A 15095-nucleotide genomic window follows, 5' to 3' on the forward strand; every position below is an offset into this window, starting at 1 on the left:
CGGCGAACGGCGGTGACCCGCACCTTCACACCACTCCCTGAATCGACCCGAAAGAGCCGGCCTGGCGCGGCACCCGCACGGTCACGGTCTTCGGCCGCTGGTATTCGTGGAGTGCCAGGATGCTCAGGTCGGTGCCGTGGCCGGACGTTCCCCGGCCCCCGTGGGGGAGTTCGGCCGTCTGGACCAGGTGGCAGTTGAGCCATGCCTCGCCCGCGTTCAGCCGGGCGACGAGGTCGAGCCCCGTCGCCAGATCCGTGGTCCACACGCTCGCCCCGAGGGCCTGCGGGACGCCGTTCGCCAAGGCCAGGGCCGCTTCCACGTCCGGAGCCTGCTGGACGGTCAGGAGCGGGCCGAACACCTCCTCGGTGACGGCCGGGTCGTCGTACGGGAGGTCCGCGAGCAGGCGGGCCGGGCGCCAGTGGCCCCGCTCCTCGCCGGCATCGGGACAGACGCCGGCCGCGAAGTTCCGCTTGGCGCCGGAAGAGGCGACCAGCGCGTCGTAACGCGCCGCCTGGTCCGCGTTGTTCAGCGGACCGAAGTCGCGGCCGGCCAGCCGCGAGCCCATCGCCGCCGCGAGCCCGGCGACGGTCTCCTCGTGGTTCTCCGCGAGGGTGATCACCCGGGCCGGGGCCGCACAGCTCTGGCCCGCGTTGTACGTGGCCGCCTCCGCCAGCGCCTCGAAGGTGTCGGCGGGGGCGTCCGGGAGGACGATGGCCGGCGCGTTGCCGCCCAGTTCCAGGCTGACCCGGCGGGTCCCCGCCCGTGCCACGACGTCCGCGCCGGCCCGGCCGCTGCCGGTGAAGGCGACCATGTCCACCCCGGACCCCACGAGCAGCCGGCCCGTCTCCCGGTCGCCCGGGAGGTAGCGGAGCACGTCCGCGCCCAGGGCCAGGGCCGCGTGCTCCGCCAGCAACTCCAGGCTGTCGGGGGTCGTCTCGGCGGGCTTCGCCACCACCGTGTTGCCCGCCGCGAGGGCCGGCGCGCACCGCCAGGCCGCCATCAGGAGCGGGTAGTTCCACGGCACGATCACCCCGACGACACCCATCGGCTCCCAGCGGACCCAGCTCTCGTGCCCCTCGACCAGATGACCCGCGGCAGGGGCCGTCCGGGTGCGCGCGGCGGAGGCGTAGAACCGGAACAGGTCGGCGACCTGCTCGATCTCTCCCGCCGTCTCCGCCGCGGGCTTGCCCGTGCCCGCCCGTTCCAGCGCCCCGTACCGGTCGGCGTGCTCCTCGACCAGGGCGGCGAGGCGGTCCAGGCGGCGGGCCCGCTCCTTCGGGGTCAGCGCGCTCCAGCCGGACAGCGCGTCACGGGACGCCGCCACGGCGGCCGCCACCTCCGCCTCCCGGGACGGGGCGGCCGTACCGCGCACCCGCCCGGTGCGGGGATCGATCAGCTCGGACGGTTCGGTGGGTACGGCGGTCATGGGGGCCTTTCGCGGATCGGGGGTTGGCGGGGAACTCATATGTCGTACGACCTCAGCCACAGCTCCAGGGTCAGCACCAGCCACAGCTTTCCGCCCTGCCGGGGCAGCAGCGTGCCCTCGCCCTTCAGCCAGGTGCGGATGGTCTCCGGCCGGAACAGGCCGCGCTGTCGGGACCGGCGGCCGAGGAGCAGGTCGTGGCCGAGATCGCGCAACGGGCCGGTCAGCCACTGCTGGACCGGCACCCGCATCCCGCTCTTCGGCCGGTCGACCACGGTCGCCGGGAGCAGGTCCCGTACGGCCTCCTTGAGGATCCACTTCTCCGCCGTGCCGCGGAGCTTGTACCCGGGCGGCGTCGCGAACGCGTGGTCGATGACCGAACGGTCGAAGAGCGGGGAGCGGCCCTCCACGCCCTGGGAGGAGGTGAGGCGTTCCACCTTCGTCAGGATGTGGTGCGCCCCCTTGGTCCGCAGGTTGCAGTGGAGCAGTCGGTTCAGGAGGTGTTCCATGGCGTGCGGGCCGGGGCCCTGCGGCGTCAGGTACGGCTCGACGTGCCGTTCCAGGCGCGGGGCGTCGCGCAGCGCTTCGAGGACCGGCGCGGTCAGCAGCACCGGGAGGTCGGTCCAGCACTTGCGGTACGAGCGCAGGTACGCGGTCGCCCGGTCCTCGTCCCAGGGCGCGCCCGGCGTCCGGTGCATCTCCTGCACCAGCATCGGGAGGTTCTTCGGCCCGCCGAAGACGGGGTCGCCGCCCTCGCCGTTGAGGACCACGGAGGCACCGTCCGCGGCCACGGCCTCGGCCAGCATCAGGTTCGGCACCGTGAGCGGATCCCCGACGGGGCTGTCCAGCAGCGCCGCGGCTTCGGCGAGCCGCGCCGCCACCGCCTCGCCCGACACGTTCAGGATCCGGTGCCGGGTGTGGCAGTGCGAGGCGACGAGACCCGAGTAGCCCAGTTCGTTCGGCAGGTCGTCGCCGAAACTGATCGAGTACGTGTGGACGGGGTGGCCGTGGAGCTTCGCCGCCAGGGCCGTGACGAGGGAGCTGTCGATGCCCCCGGAGAGCAGCACCGCGGCGGGTTCCGCCTCGGGCAGCCGGGTCGCCGTGGCCTGCTCCAACAGGGCGCGCAGGTCCCGGACATGGCCGGTCGGGTCGCCGGGATCGGGGTCCTCGACGAGCTCGCGGGGCTCCCAGTGGACCGTTTCGGTGACCCCGCCGTCGCGGGCCAGCCGCAGGATCCTGCCGGGCAGCACCTCGCGGACCCCGGTCAGGAGGGTTTCCTCGCCGGGAAGGTACGCGAAGGTGAGGAAGGAGCGGACGGCCGACAGGTTCATGGACGTGCCGAGCGACGGCCAGCGGCGCAGCGCCCGCAGCGAGGTCGAGGCGGCCCAGGCGCCGTCGGCCCGCGCGTAGAAGAGGGTGCGGGCGCCGACGTGGTCCCGGATCAGCACCAGGTCGGGGCCGTCGAGCACGGCCAGTACGAACATGCCCTCGGCGCGCGCCACCCCGGCCTCGCCGAGCAACGCCCAGCAGTGCAGCAGGAGTTCCCCGTCGGAGCAGTCGAGCGGCGGCGGGGGCGCGTCGCCGCGGGCCGCGAGCGCGGCGAACAGGGCGCGCCGGTTGTGGAGGGTGACCTCGCCGACCGCGGTGCGCCCGTGCGCCGTGAACGGGCCCGTGGCGCGGCCCGGTTCACCGGAGACGAGACTCAGCTCCGCACCGGGTACGCCGACGGGGACGTGGCCCGGGCCCACCGCCCCCATGCTCTCCAGATGGGCGCGGGCCCGCCCGGTGGTCTCGGCCAGGCAGGCGCAGAGACGTGCCACGGACGGCTCCTTTCCTCGGTGCTGTGCTTCGTGCTCGGTGGTTCGTGCGTGGTGTCCCGTCGCCCGGGCTTCGGCTCAGCCGAAGTCGTCGTCGCTCCAGGCGTCCTCGTCGCCGTCCCAGCCGTCCTCCCAGCTGTCGTCGCCGGAATACCCGCCGGCGTCGCCACCCCCGTCACCGCCGGAGGCCTGGCTCTGCTCCTGTTGGCGGCGCAGGGCCTCTTCCTCCTCCGGGCTCATGGTCAGCGGCGGCAGATGGGCGGCGGTGACGGCGAGGGCCGCCACCCCCAGCCCGGCGAGCAGCACCCCCATCCGGCCGCCGAAGGAGCTGCGGTTCACGGTGACGCGCTCGCCGCGCGGCCACACCGTCCGGCCGTAGCCGATGTCGCGGGCGTAGAGGGCGGTGCCGTCGGCGAGGGTGCGCTTGATGACGCGGTTGCCGAGGAGTTCATCGGTCCCCGAACCGCCCCGGTTGTCGCGCCAGCCCACCACGTGGGGCCGGCCGGGGGTGCGGCTGCGCCACTCCTCCAGGCCGTCCTCGTACCTGCGGTGGACCGTGCCGTCGGCGAGGAGTTCGTCCGCGTAGCCGATCTCTTGGGGGCGGATCATCGTGTGCTTACCTCGGGTCTGTCGAAGGAGTCGCGGGGGCCGTTCATGCGGTGGGCCAGGTCATGAATCCGGAGGTCCGCAGACCGCTCAGCTCGCCCCACACGGAGTCGCGGGGCGGCCGGGGCCCCCGGGCCAGACGCAGCACCGTCCGTACGAGCCGCGCCGGCGGCACCGCGGCCACCTCGGCGAACCGGCCCCGCGCCAGCCATGCCGCCTCGCGCGGTCGCAGCGCGGCAGGCCAGTCGGCGCCCGCCGCCGGGGCGAGGGCCGGGCCGCGGCCCGTGGGCAGCCGCAGGGCGGAGACGTGCCGCGGCACGAGCCCCAGGGAGCTCACCCGCACGCCGGGGACCGGACCGAGCGCCGCCCGTACGCGGGCCGGGAGCGTCACGCCCACCGGGCTCGCGTCGTGCAGGACGTGCACCGTGGCGCCCTCGGCCCGCTCCAATGCCGCGACGAGGCGCGGATCCAACGGCAGCGCGTCGGCCACCGCGAGGATCGGGCAGGCCGCCTCCAGATGGACGTGGTTGGCGAGCAGCATCGCGGCGATCGAACGGTCCTGGCACAGCAGCAGGCGGGGGACCCCGTAGTCGTACAGGTCGGGTTCGGACCGCGGGGAACCCGAAGCCCCCGCCGGCGGGATCGCGGCCGGCAACAGGCCCGGTACGGTCGCCCGCCCGCGCGCGTCCAGGGCACGGGTGAAGGACGGCAGCCGCAGCACGGGCGCCGGGGTGCGGGGCACGCGGCGCAGGAGCCGGGTGGCCGGGCTGAGGACCCGGCAGGTCTCGTAGTACAGCTGACGCTCCGTGAAACGGAGCGCGCCCGGGTCGGCCGCGCGGGCGGCGGCCTTCCCGATCGCCAGGTCCAGGAGCCGGTCCCCGAAGCCGGGTGCTCCGGGGCGTGCGGCGGACGCGGGGCCGGGCGGGCCGCTACCCGCGCCCCCGTCCGTACGCGGGGTCGTGCTCGTGCTCATGCGGGGGACGTACCTTTCGTCGCGGGGGCGTCCGGCCAGGTCAGGAAGCCGTGCTCCGGCGCGGGACCGGACGGGGTCGTGGCGGCCACGGCCCGTGCCACCGCCTTCTTGACGACGCTGAGGAGCAGCGCCGGGGGAACGGCCGCGACCGGGCTCCAGAACCCCGCGGCCAGCCAGGCGGCGTCCTCCTCGGACAGGCCCGCGACCGCCCGCAGCGCCTCCGCCTCCACGGCGGGGGCCGGTGAGAAGCGGTGGACGGCGCCGCGCCGGCTCCGGACCGCGGACACCGGCAGCCCGGCGTCCACCACGGTCCGGTCCGGGTGGGCGATGCGCAGGAGCGGCGCCAGCATCACTCCCAGGGCGCTCGCGTCGCGGACCACCACGACGGGGAGCCCGCCCGGAAGGTCGGCCAGGTCACCGAGGTCGCCGAGGTCGGCGAATTCCTCGTGGACGTAGTCCGGGTCGGCCTCCAGCAGCACGACCTGCAGCCGCCGGGGCACGCCGTTCGCCTCCAGGAAGGTCGCGACGGCGTGGTCGGTGCACAGGATCACGGCCCTGGGCCGGTCCGGCCGCTTCGCGGTGCCCCGGGGGGCGGGGTCCGCGTCGTCCACGACACCCGGCGGCAGCCCTCCGTAGGTCCTGGTCCACTCGCCGGCCATCAGGCGCCGGAAGCCGTACTCGGAAGGGCTGATGGAGGAGCCCGCGGGCCGCGCCCGCTCGTACGGCACCAGCCTCGGCACCACGAGGACCAGGATCGCGCCGACCCCGCACCAGAAAGCCGGGGCGCCGCCGGTGCGGGCCGCGAGGGCGATCAGCCCGGCGCAGACCGCCAGGGCCACGAGCCAACTGATGCCGCGGTGGACCCCCCGCGCCTTCTTCGCGGGCCAGGACGAGCTCTGCGTACGGGAGCGGTACCAGAGCTGGGTGACCGTCACCTGCAGCCGACCGTTGTCGGTGAGGGACTTCACGCACTGACGGATCCGCACGTCGTGCATGCCGGTGCCGTGCAGCCGGGGGTCCAGGGCGAAGTGGCTGTGGCAGTGCGAGCACACCTGGCCGGTGCGCTCCGTGCGCTTCAACGAGGTCGAGCAGTTCGGGCAGATCACCGCGACCCGTCCTGCGGAGCGGTGCCGTCCGGGGCGGCCCCGGGCCAGGTCAGGAAGCCGACGTCCGCCGCGTGGCGCCGTTCGGCGTCGGCGCCGCGGACGGCCTGTCCGGCGAGCCGGTCGACCACGGCGAGCAGCTTGACCGGGGGAACGCCGACGAGCGGGAACCGCCAGCCCTGGGCCAGCCACTTCAGCTCCTCCGGGGTGAACTCGCCCAGGGCGGCGAGCCGGCGCTTCTCCTCGGCCGTGGGCTTGCTGTCGGGATCCCGGTACGGGACGGCCTTCGCCAGGCCCCGGACCGTGCGCAGCGCCACCCCCGCGTCGATCACCGGACGCTCCGGGTGAGCCGCGCGCAGCTCCCGCAGGAGCAGCTCACCTGGCGCGTCCGCGTCGTGGAGCACCAGGACCGGGCCGAGCGGCGGCAGGACGGGGAGGAGGGCCCGTACGTGCTCGACGCCCCGGACGAGCGCGATGCCGTGGCGGTCGGGCAGCCCGTCGGCGACGAGGAAGGCGGCGATGGAGGGATCGGGGCAGACGAGCACGGCGTTCGGCGGCGGGGCGTCCTTCGGCCGCTGGGGCCAGGGCCGGCCTTCGTCGTCGACCACGCCGAGCGGCAGGCTCCCGTACGTCCGCTGCCACGGGCCGAGCGCATGCGTACGGAAGTCCCGGCGGGGCATGCGCGGGACGCCTCCGGCCGCGCCCGCCCGCCGGGCGGCGAGTATGCCGAGCCCGCCGAGCAGCAGGGCCGCGGAAAGCAGCAGCAGGAACGGCACCTGGAAGACGAGGGCCCCCAGAGTGAGGAGCGCGCCGACGGAGAACGCCGCGGCCACACAACCGGGCGCGCCCTTGGCCTCCCTGATCCGCTTGCGCGACAGCGCGTACCACAACTGGCCGGGCGCGATGTGCATCCGGCCTTCGTCCGTGAGCCCGAAGGCGATGCGCCGCACCCGGAGGTCGTGCAGGCGCAGGGCGTTGCTCTGCGGGTCCAGCGCGTAGCCCCGGCCGCAGTGGGAGCAGATGTTGCCGGTGCGCTCCTTGCGGAGCAGGTTGCGCTCGCAGTGCGGGCAGATCATCGGCGGACCTCCAGCGCCGTCGCCACCCGGCGCAGCCGTGCGGCCAGCCGCTCGCGGACGCCGGTGCCCGGTATGCCCTCGACCCGCTGGGCGAGCTCGATGTCGCGCAGCGCGGCCGCCAGGACCCGGTAGTCGGTGGCGGTGTCGAGCGCCGTCGCGGCGGGCCCCGCCGCCGGGCCGGACCGCCCGGCGCCCGCGGAGGCCCGGTGCTCGGCCTCGGCCGCGGTGATCGCGTAGTCCTCGTGGTCGATCCCGTACCCGGTGTTGGCCGCGAGGATGGTCAGCGGGGAATCACCGCGGTTCGCGAAGGAGTGCGGCATCATCTCGGGGATGCGGATCAGCATGCCCGGTGCGAGCGGCACCTGTGAGACGCGACCGCGGTCGGCGTCGTAGAGTCCGCACGCGGCGTGGCCCAGGCTGAGGACGAAGTGCTCACCTCCGTGCGCGTGCGGGGTGAAGGCGCTGCGCGGGCCCACGACCCCCAGCTTCACCGTGGCGTTGGAGGGCCGCTCCGGCGAGGTGGCCGCGTCGCCCACGAGGTAGTGCGCGAACTGCCCGTCGTCGATGAACCGGAGGAACTCCCGCTCGGGCCCCAGCTCCCGGGACCCCTCGCGGTCGGCGAGCACGATGCCGCCGTCCGGCATGAGGTGGTACAGCTCCACCCCGCCCGGCAGGTCGTTCCCGTCCGTCTCGTGCGGCCCGCGTATGCGGTCGTACGGTCGTGCGGCCATCCGCGCCTCCCCCTGACGCCCCACAATGCGCTCCAAGCGCCTCGCACCCGCATCGTAAGGCCGTGAATGTGAACAGTGAGAGGAGTGGGAACGTATCAGGAGCAACGGGCACACGGCCGCCCGGGGTCAGGCAGTGCGTTCCACGCGGGCGAGCCATTCGGTGAGGAGGGCGCGCAGGAGCTCCGGTTGCTCGTGGGGCAGGGCGTGTCCCGCGTCGTCGAGCACGGCGAGCGAGGCGTGCGGGTAGTGGTCGGCGAGGTCGGTGGCGGCGGCGTACCCGACCGTCGAGTCCAGCCGCCCCGCCACGATCACCGTCGGACCTCCGTAGACCGCCGCGGGACCGGGTGCGAGCGTCCACCGTTCGCCGATGCGGTCGAGCGCCGACTGGTCGACGAGTTCGGCGGCCGGGGCGACGTGACGCTCGTACCGTTCGAGCATCTCCGGGGTCTGGACGACGAAGTAGCTCCGGAAGACCTCGTCACCGAGCTCTCCCGAACCGGCGACGACACGGTGCTCCGGTACGTCGCGCAGTCCCGGCAGCAAGGGACAGACCAGCGCGAGACCGGCGACCCGCTCCGGGGTCCTCGCGGCCATCGCCTGTGCGTAGTACGCGCCCGCCGAGTGCCCGACGAGGAGGTACGGGCCCCCGCCGCAGGCCCCGTCGGCGAAGTCGAGCAGCGTGTCGAGGACGTCGTCGGCGCTGCGCAGCTCTTCGGGGGCGGGCGTCCGGCCCATGCCGGGGAGGTCGGGATAGAGCCGCCGCAGCCCGGCGACACCTTCGAAGGCGGGCTCGAAGCACGCCTCGGTCTCGCGGTGGTCGACGCCGGCACCGTGCAGTACGAGCACGGGGCGACCCGTGCCGTGTTCCACGTGGTGGACCGTCACTCGGCCCGCTCGGGGATCCATCCCCGCATGCTAGGCCTCGCGGTGGCGGGCGGGGCGGCACCGCGCTCCTCTGTACGCCGGTCAGAGGTTCGCGAGGAGGTCCTCGAGGGGGGCCGGGACCGTGTCGGGGTCCAGGGCCTCGACGAGCAGGTGGCCGTAGCGGATCTTCCGCCCCTTCTTGGTCCCCATGAAGCGCCGCAACTGCTGTGGCCGGGAGCGGCCGTGCTGTGCGGGCTGACGCACGAAGGTCTGCCAGGCGCGGAGATCGCCCTCGGTCTCGACGATCTCCTCGACCCGTGCGGTGCCCAGCGTGCGGATGAGTTCCTCCTCCAGGTCCGCCACGCACACGAAGACACCTCCGCGGGCCGCCCCCGCCCGCTCCAGGCCGCGGTCGTAGAAGCCCCGCTCGCGTTCGTCGCACAGTCCCGTCAGGCGCAGGCCGAGGCCGGTCGGCCCCAGGAGGGCGGCGTAGCGGCCGACGTTCATGGCCCCTCCCATCGACACGACGCACACCCCCTCGGCGGCCAGGTCGCGGCCGCGCCGCGCGGCGAGGGTCTCGACGGCCGCGAGGTCGCTGGGCCCTTCCAGCAGCACGGCCGTCCGCACCCGCAGCCGCTCGACCAGCTCGCTCGCCGACGCGCCCGAGCCGCCGGCCGCCCAGCCACCCATCTCGTTCCGGAGCCGTTGCATGTCCACCACCATGAGCCGAGTCTGCTGCCTCGGACCGCGGTGCGGTACGCAATATCCGGCGCCGCGTCACACCGCCGTCCGCTGCCCGTCCTGACGCGCGTCCCGAACGCCGCGCGATACCCGCTCGGCGATCGCCGCGACCATCGTGCGGGGCCGGCGGGGCGTCAAGTGGGCGCTCACCGCATTGCTGAGACCCGGTGTGACGTAGGCGCGATCGGCGTCGAGGGCACGCAGCGCGGACCGGACCACCGGCTCGGGCAGGCTGAACGACCCGGTCACGGCCGCCTTCCGGGTCCCGATGACGTCGAAGAACCCGGTTTCCACCGGCCCCGGGCAGAGCGCGAGCACGCGGATGCCGCGCCGCCGGTACTCCTGGCGGAGCGCGAGGCTGAAGTCGAGCACGAAGGTCTTGGAAGCGCCGTAAACGGCGAAGTACGGCGTCGGCTGGAAGGCCGCGGTGGACGCCACGTTGATCACGGAGCCACGGCCGCGCTCGAGCATGCCGGGCAGCAGTTCATGCGTGAGGTCGACGAGCGAGACCACGTTGACCATCAGCTGGTCGTGGTCGCGCCGCCCGTCGATCTGCTCGAACCGGCCGCAGGTGCCGAATCCCGCGTTGTTGACCAGTACGTCCACGCTCAGAGCGCGATCGGTCAGTTCCGCCCCGATCCTGCGGGCGGCGTCCGGCTGGGCGAGGTCCTGGACCAGGACGTGGACCTGCACCCCGTGGGCGTCGCCGAGCCTCTCGGCGAGGGCGGCCAGACGGTCGGCCGATCGCGCGACCAGGACGAGGTCATGGCCGCGCGCGGCGAGCTGCGCCGCGAATTCGGCACCGAGGCCCGAGGACGCGCCGGTGATGAGAGCAGTCGTACCCACAGTGGTGCTCCTTCGCTCGTGTTCTCGTGGAAAAGCCGGATGAGCAGGGCCGCATCCCGATGGCGCCCCCTCATCTGCGACATGAGAGTAGCCGATATTGCACAATCTGCAACACGAGTGTGTCAGTTAACGAGCGACCCGTGCCCCGGCTGTAACGTCTCCCTGTAACGACAGGGCTGGAGGTACGAGATGAGCAAGACGGCGCGCCGCCCGCTGCGGGCCGACGCCGAACGCAGCGTCCGCGCGATCCTGGCGGCCGCGGAGCGTGTACTGGCCGAGAACCCGGCCGCGTCGATGGAACAGGTCGCGGAGGCGGCGGGCCTGACACGGACCACCGTCCACCGGCGGTTCGCCAACCGGCAGGCCCTGGTCGATGCCCTGGCGGCAGAGGCGGCCTCGAAACTCGCCGAGGCCATCGAGGACGGTCATCCCGAGACCGCTCCACCTCTGGTCGCACTGCACCGCGCCACCGCCAACGTGCTACGGGTCAAGGGCGCGTGGGGCTTCGCCCTCGGGCCGGCCCTGGCGCAGAGCGAGCAGGCCGCGCGGACGCACGAGGAGATCGCCCACCGGTGCGTCGATCTGCTCGGTCGACTCCGACAGGAGGGTGTCATCGCCCCGGACGCCGACCTGGAGTGGGTGCGCCGGGTCTTCTACGCTCTCATCGGTGAAGCCCTGCACGGCGGTGGCGATGCGACGGCAGGCGATCCGGAGAACGAGCCCGACGCCCTCGCGACCAGGATCGTCGACACCCTCCTCCATGGTGTCGGCCCGCGCCACGAGAGCCCTCGCGCTACTTCGGGTCGCGGTTGAACAGGGACGTGGACCACAGGTAGCCGAGCGCGGTCAGGCCCGCGCACCAGGCGACGGCGAGCCACCCGTTGTTGCCGATCTCGCTGCCCAGCAGCAGCCCCCGCAGGGTCTCGATCGCCGGGGTGAAGGGCTGGTACTCCGCGAACGGCCGGAACCAGCCCGGCATCGCGTCGACGGGCACGAAGGCGCTGGAGAGGAGCGGCAGGATCATCAGTGGCATCGCGTTGTTGCTCGCGGCCTCGGCGTTCGGACCGGCCAGGCCCATGCCGACGGCGATCCAGGTGAGCGCCAGGGAGACGAGCGTCAACAGGCCCACCGCCGCGAGCCATTCCAGGGCCGTCGCGTCCGTGGCCCGGAAGCCGATGGCCACGGCGACGGCGCCGACGAGGACCACGCTCGCCACGCACTGCACGACGCTGCCGACGACGTGCCCGATGAGCACCGACCCGCGATGGATCGCCATGGTGCGGAAGCGGGCGATGATGCCCTCGGTCATGTCGTTGGAGACGGACACCGCGCTGCCGATCGTGGTGCCGCCGATGGTCAGCAACAGGATGCCCGGGACGAGGTACGCCAGGTACGCGGACCGGTCGGCCCCGCCGTCCCCGATGCCGGCGCTCATCACATCGCCGAAGACGTAGACGAAGAGCAGGAGCAGCATCACCGGTGTGAGCAGCAGGTTCAGGGTCAGGGACGGGTAGCGCCGCGCGTGCAGCAGATTGCGCCTCAGCATCGTGGACGAGTCGCGCACGGCGAGGGTGAGGGAGCTCATCGGACATCCTCCTTGGGCTGGTCGGGGACACCGGCGGTGCCGATGAGGGCGAAGAACACGTCGTCGAGGTCGGGGGTGTGCACGGTGAGTTCGTCGGCCTCGATGCCGGCGGAGTCGAGCCGGTCGAGGACGGTGCGCAGTGCGCGCTGGCTGCCGTCGCTCGGGATCTGGAGCGCGAGCGCCTCGTCGTCGCGGGCGGCGTCGTGGAGGGCGAGGGCGGCGGTGCGGTAGGCGGCCGGGTCGGAGAACCGGAGGCGTACGTGTCCGCCGGGGATCAGCCGCTTGAGTTCGTCGGCGGTGCCCTGGGCGGCGATCCTGCCGTCGTTGAGGAGGGCGATCCGGTCGGCGAGCTCGTCGGCCTCCTCCAGGTACTGGGTGGTGAGGAAGACCGTCACCCCGTCCGCCACCAGCTCGCGGATGATCTGCCACATGGTGTGGCGGGAGCGCGGGTCGAGGCCGGTGGTCGGCTCGTCGAGGAAGATGATCCGCGGGTTCCCGACCAGCGTCATGGCGATGTCCAGGCGCCGCTTCATGCCGCCGGAGTAGGTGGAGGCCGGCTTCTTCGCGGTCTCGACGAGGTCGAACCGCTCCAGCAGCGCGGCGCTGACCTTCCGTCCTTCGCGCTTGGACAGGTGGTGCAGGTCCGCCATGAGGAGCATGTTCTCCTCGCCGGTGATCAGCCCGTCGACCGCGGAGAACTGACCGGTCACACCGATCGCCGCACGTACTCCGTCCGGCGACGCGGCGATGTCGTGGCCCGCGACCTGTGCCTGCCCGCCGTCGGCGCCGATGAGGGTGGACAGGATCTTCACGACGGTGGTCTTGCCGGCTCCGTTGGGCCCGAGCAGGGCGAACACGGATCCGGCCGGGATGTGCAGATCGATGCCGTCGAGGACGGTCTTGTCGCCATACGACTTGCGCAGGCCGACCGCGGAGACGGCGGCGGGCGGCGGGGCGTCACCCTCTCGCCTGGGCGTGGGCATGACAGAAGAAGGCATGTGGTCCTCCCGTTCGAAGGCTGGAGCGGCTGGGGGAGTGGGTGGGCGAGTGGGTCGGCGCCGGATCGCGCGGGGTCAGTCCTTGGCGCGGCGGACGTCGATGTTGCCGTACCGGGTGCGGGCGCGGACCTGGACGGTGTCCTCGGTCTCGGCCGGCCCCTCGGACGGGGTGAGAGAGTTGCGGACCTGTCCGGCGCCCGAACTGGCGTCGAGCCAGGCGGCCGTTCCCTCGCGGACTCCGACCTCGATGGAACCGTAGGAGGTCTCCAACTGGACGGTTCCACGGGACACTTCGCCCACGCGCAGGGTGCCGTGGGCGGTGGTGGCCGTGACGGGGCCGCCGGCGCGCCGGATCTCGATGTCTCCGTTGGCGCCGCTCACGCGCAGCTCGCCGGTCGCGGCGCCGACGGTCGTGCTGCCGTGCGAGTTCTTGAGGACCGCGGAGCCGTCGACGACGCCGACGCGCAGGCTTCCGGAGCTGGTGGTGATCTCGGCGGCGCCCTCGATCCGGTCGACGCTGATGGAGCCGTGCGACGTGACCAGCCTCAGCGGTCCGGTCGTGTCGAGGCGGACGTCGCCGGTGGAGGTCTTCACGCGGACCTCGCCGAGCCGGCCCTCGCCGACGACCTGGGCCCAGGCGCCGGTCATGTCGACGCTCGAACCCGTCGGCAGTTCGACCGTGACGTCGACGCTGCCGGTGCGCCCGAGGCCGAGCAGGTTGGACTTGGGCGTCCTGACGGTCAGTTCGCCGTTCGCGTACGAGACCTCGGTCTGGTCGGCCGTCCGCACGTCCCGGTCCTTCTTGGGGTCTCGGGGCCGCACCTCGACGACGGTGTCGGTTCGGTCGGTCGGGGTGAACTGGATGGAACCGGCCTCCACGTGCGCCGTGGCCGAGACCGGTTCGGGGGTGTCGTACGAAGGCATGGCTGTCCCGTCCTCTTGGGTCTACAGGACGTCCCCGCTGGTGGGACGTGGTGTGGGTGAAGGGGTCTGGGTGAGGGCCCGGGCTGTTCGGCCGGCTAGCGCACCCAGCCCGTGAAGCTCTGTCCGACGGTGCGGCTCTTCTCCGTCGCGCGCGGCCGGGCGCCGCCCTCGACCGCGGACGACACGGCTCGCACCAGCCACGCGTTGACCGACAGGCCCTCACGGCTCGCGCTCTCCTCGGCGCGCGCCTTGAGATGGGCCGGCAGGCGCAGGTTGATGCGGGCGGTACCGCCCTCGTCGCCGTCGGAGACCGCCGGCGCCAGGGGCGGTTCGACGGGCGGGAGGGTGACTTCGACGGGGCCGCTGTCGGCGGGCGGCAGCGTCACGACGAAGTCGGGGTCGAGCCCGCGCAGCCGTACGTCGACCGAGCCGGGGGCGAGCTCACGGGTGATCTCGTCCATCGCGGCGGACAGCACGTTGAGCATGGTCAGACGGGTCGCCGACTCCAGGGGGGCGGTGAGCCGCTCTGCCAGCTCGCGGGCTGCGTCGCCGCCGGCTTCGGCGGCCACCGCGAGTTCGCGGCGGAGGTTGTTGACATACGGCGTGAGATCCATGACACCAGTATGGTGCCACTATGGCGCCATGCGCAAACACCGAAGGAGCGGTTTTGTGCCGGCGGTTGCCGAAACGGCTGTGACCAGGCGAAACGTATGTGTGGCCGGCGCGACCGCTGTGATCCCGTGCGTGTGCGTGGGGATCCCGCAAGGGCGCGTGATGCCAGGTGATGCCAGGTGATGCCAGATGGTGCCGCGCGGTGCCACGCAGCGCCATGCCGCGCCGTCGATAAATGCCTCGACACGGGTCCCATGATCGGGAACGCTTCGCGCGATGACCAGAATCGATGACACTCCGCCCGCGTGGGACGAGCGCACCCAGCTCACCACGTTCCTCGACTACGCGCGTGACACCGCCCGCGCCAAGTGCGACGGCATCTCCGCCGACGACGCACGCAGGTCGCTCCTGCCCGGCTCGCCGCTCATGACCGTGAGCGGGTTGATCAACCACCTCCGATGGGTCGAGTACTTCTGGTTCCAGGTGGTCTTCCTGGGCGAGGAGGACCAGGGCCCCTGGACCGAGGAGGACCCCGACCGGGAGATGCGCGTCGGCGTCGACTTCCCGCTCCCGCGGCTGCTCGACGAATACGCTGAACAGAGCGCCCGATACCGCGAGTTGGTCGCCGGGCGGGCGCTGGACGAGCAGGCGCGGCGAGCCGTCCGCGGCGGCCTTCGCGTGGACCTGCGCTGGATCCTCCTCCATCTCACCGAGGAGACGGCCCGACACAACGGCCACCTCGACATCCTGCGCGAGATGCTCGACGGTACGACCGGCTCGTAGGTCGCGCGGGGTC

The 15095-nt window shown here is 73.2% G+C and carries 16 protein-coding genes; 2 read left to right on the forward strand and 14 right to left on the reverse strand.

The genetic code is table 11. The features are described from left to right. Window positions 1–25: 25 nt before the first annotated feature. From ACFYZL_RS19995 to ACFYZL_RS20040, 10 genes are all read right to left on the reverse strand, one after another. Window positions 26–1426: an aldehyde dehydrogenase family protein gene (locus tag ACFYZL_RS19995; RefSeq protein ID WP_384747158.1), complete on the reverse strand. Its 1401-nt coding sequence runs from the start codon at window positions 1424–1426 to the stop codon at window positions 26–28. Between the two features lie 35 nt (window positions 1427–1461). Then, a complete protein-coding gene (locus ACFYZL_RS20000) occupies window positions 1462–3243 on the reverse strand; it encodes an asparagine synthetase B family protein (protein WP_388680493.1) in 1782 nt (593 codons plus the stop codon). A gap of 75 nt (window positions 3244–3318) precedes the next feature. Beyond that, complete coding sequence (locus ACFYZL_RS20005) at window positions 3319–3849, reverse strand: hypothetical protein (protein WP_384747155.1); 531 nt, start codon at window positions 3847–3849, stop codon at window positions 3319–3321. 43 nt (window positions 3850–3892) lie between these two features. Beyond that, on the reverse strand, window positions 3893–4819 hold the full coding sequence (locus ACFYZL_RS20010) for a hypothetical protein (protein WP_388680496.1): 927 nt from the start codon (window positions 4817–4819) through the stop codon (window positions 3893–3895). Then, entirely contained in the window at window positions 4816–5925 is a 1110-nt protein-coding gene (locus tag ACFYZL_RS20015) for a hypothetical protein (protein ID WP_388680499.1), read from the reverse strand. The genes ACFYZL_RS20010 and ACFYZL_RS20015 overlap by 4 nt, the downstream gene beginning before the upstream one ends. After that, window positions 5922–6998 carry a hypothetical protein gene (locus ACFYZL_RS20020; RefSeq protein WP_384747150.1) on the reverse strand — a complete coding sequence of 359 codons (1077 nt, stop codon included), beginning with the start codon at window positions 6996–6998 and terminating at the stop codon, window positions 5922–5924. The genes ACFYZL_RS20015 and ACFYZL_RS20020 overlap by 4 nt, the downstream gene beginning before the upstream one ends. Next, window positions 6995–7729: a cupin domain-containing protein gene (locus ACFYZL_RS20025; protein WP_388680502.1), complete on the reverse strand. Its 735-nt coding sequence runs from the start codon at window positions 7727–7729 to the stop codon at window positions 6995–6997. Before ACFYZL_RS20025 ends, ACFYZL_RS20020 begins: the two co-directional genes overlap by 4 nt. A 126-nt stretch (window positions 7730–7855) precedes the next feature. Continuing rightward, a complete protein-coding gene (locus ACFYZL_RS20030; protein ID WP_384747146.1) occupies window positions 7856–8635 on the reverse strand; it encodes an alpha/beta fold hydrolase in 780 nt (259 codons plus the stop codon). 60 nt (window positions 8636–8695) lie between these two features. Continuing rightward, on the reverse strand, window positions 8696–9304 hold the full coding sequence (locus ACFYZL_RS20035; RefSeq protein ID WP_384747144.1) for a TOPRIM nucleotidyl transferase/hydrolase domain-containing protein: 609 nt from the start codon (window positions 9302–9304) through the stop codon (window positions 8696–8698). Window positions 9305–9370: 66 nt separating this feature from the next. Continuing rightward, a complete protein-coding gene (locus tag ACFYZL_RS20040) occupies window positions 9371–10180 on the reverse strand; it encodes an SDR family NAD(P)-dependent oxidoreductase (protein WP_388680506.1) in 810 nt (269 codons plus the stop codon). 189 nt (window positions 10181–10369) lie between these two features. Between ACFYZL_RS20040 and ACFYZL_RS20045 the strand changes: the two genes are divergently transcribed. After that, window positions 10370–10993, forward strand: a complete 624-nt coding sequence (locus ACFYZL_RS20045; protein WP_384747140.1) for a TetR/AcrR family transcriptional regulator — start codon at window positions 10370–10372, stop codon at window positions 10991–10993. Here the strand turns inward: ACFYZL_RS20045 and ACFYZL_RS20050 are convergent. The 4 genes from ACFYZL_RS20050 to ACFYZL_RS20065 form a co-directional block, all read right to left on the reverse strand. After that, entirely contained in the window at window positions 10974–11765 is a 792-nt protein-coding gene (locus ACFYZL_RS20050) for an ABC transporter permease (RefSeq protein WP_384747138.1), read from the reverse strand. The two genes, ACFYZL_RS20045 and ACFYZL_RS20050, sit on opposite strands and share 20 nt — an antisense overlap. Further along, window positions 11762–12763 (reverse strand): ATP-binding cassette domain-containing protein, encoded by a 1002-nt coding sequence (locus tag ACFYZL_RS20055; RefSeq protein WP_384747136.1) that lies wholly within the window; start codon window positions 12761–12763, stop codon window positions 11762–11764. Before ACFYZL_RS20055 ends, ACFYZL_RS20050 begins: the two co-directional genes overlap by 4 nt. A gap of 75 nt (window positions 12764–12838) precedes the next feature. Continuing rightward, entirely contained in the window at window positions 12839–13687 is an 849-nt protein-coding gene (locus ACFYZL_RS20060) for a DUF4097 domain-containing protein (protein ID WP_388680511.1), read from the reverse strand. A gap of 95 nt (window positions 13688–13782) precedes the next feature. Then, window positions 13783–14301 carry a hypothetical protein gene (locus ACFYZL_RS20065; RefSeq protein ID WP_384747132.1) on the reverse strand — a complete coding sequence of 173 codons (519 nt, stop codon included), beginning with the start codon at window positions 14299–14301 and terminating at the stop codon, window positions 13783–13785. A gap of 274 nt (window positions 14302–14575) precedes the next feature. Here ACFYZL_RS20065 and ACFYZL_RS20070 point away from each other — a divergent pair, with 274 nt between their 5' ends. After that, a complete protein-coding gene (locus ACFYZL_RS20070) occupies window positions 14576–15082 on the forward strand; it encodes a DinB family protein (RefSeq protein WP_384747130.1) in 507 nt (168 codons plus the stop codon). Window positions 15083–15095 lie beyond the last annotated feature (13 nt).

Source organism: Streptomyces sp. NPDC001717, from assembly GCF_042892775.1.
In the GTDB taxonomy this organism is placed as follows: domain Bacteria; phylum Actinomycetota; class Actinomycetes; order Streptomycetales; family Streptomycetaceae; genus Streptomyces.